Source organism: Microvirga arabica, assembly GCF_016811235.1.
GTDB classification, from domain to species: domain Bacteria; phylum Pseudomonadota; class Alphaproteobacteria; order Rhizobiales; family Beijerinckiaceae; genus Microvirga; species Microvirga arabica.
Window position 1 is genome coordinate 1 of record NZ_JAFBID010000196.1, and the last position, 1,254, is coordinate 1,254.

General features: G+C 64.4%; 1 protein-coding gene. It reads left to right on the forward strand.

Translation table 11 applies throughout. From position 1 onward, the window contains the following. A partial coding sequence (locus JQC81_RS32415; RefSeq protein ID WP_246520848.1) for an IS110 family RNA-guided transposase occupies positions 1-994 on the forward strand: 994 nt, incomplete at its 5' end. Between the last annotated feature and the right edge of the window lie 260 nt (positions 995-1,254).

Consider the following 1,254-nt stretch of genomic DNA (forward strand, 5'->3'; position numbering starts at 1 on the left):
CTTCCACCTCATCGGCATGGATGCCCGCGGTAGGATCCTATTGCGCCGGAAGGTTGCACGCGGGCAGTTGCCGTCCTGCCTGGCCAATCTGCCGGTCTGTCTCATCGGCATGGAGGCCTGTGCCGGCGCCCATCACGTCGGGCGCCAACTTGCGGCCCTCGGTCATGACGTGCACCTCATCCCGGCCCAGTATGTGAAGCCGTTTCTCAAGGGCCACAAAAACGACTATCGCGATGCTGAGGCCATCGCCGAGGCGGTGCAGCGTCCGACCATGCGGCCGGTGCCGCTGAAGTCGGCCGAGCAACTCGATCTGCAGGCTCTGCACCGAGTGCGGAGCCGCTTGGTCGGGCAGCGCACGGCGGTGATCAACCAGATCCGCGCCTTCTTGCTCGAGTGCGGTGTTCCGGTCCGAAAGGGGCCGAGTGGCTTGCGCGAGGCGCTTCCGGCCATCCTGGCCCAGCGCACGGACGTGCTCTCGCCACGCATGATCCACCTCATTGAGGATGTGGCAGAAGATTGGCGGCGGCTTGACGAGCGCATCGAGATGCTGACCCGGGACATCACAGCCCTGGCCCGTCAGGATACGGGCTGTCAGCGGCTGATGGGGATCCCAGGGGTTGGGGTGATCACCGCCAGCGCTATGGTGGCGGCGATTGGAACGGGAGCCGCGTTCACCAAAGGCCGCGACTTTGCCGCCTGGCTGGGCTTGGTCCCCAAGCAGATCTCGACGGGCGACCGCACAATCCTGGGCGGCCTGTCCAAGCGGGGCAATCGCTACTTGCGCACGCTGTTCGTGAGTGGTGCGCAAGTTCTCCTGCAGCGCCCGCACCATTGGCAGGGACACCGCTTCGGCCGCTGGCTTTCAACAGCATCGCCGCGGCTGCATCGGAATGTGCTCGCCGCGGCTTTGGCCAACAAGCTCGCCCGGATGGCCTGGAGCGTCCTATACCGCGAGCGCGGCTACGATCCGGAGTATGCCGCCCGGATGCCGTGAGGTGCTCCAGCGTCGAATGATCCGGAGGTAGAGTTCCCCCCGAGGTTCGCGAGAAGGATGTGACAGGATGGATGAACGGTTTCCCGGCGCACCGCAAGCTTGGTTTTAAAAATGGCCCGCTGAGGTCTGAAGTCTAAGCAGGCGCGGTGCGCGCGGATTCCCATACTGGCCCGGAGCTTAAGCTCCATACTGAGGCCGGATAGATTGATGCGAACCGTCTCTCATCCAACCAGAAACAGCCCTCTTGCAACGCACGGCCG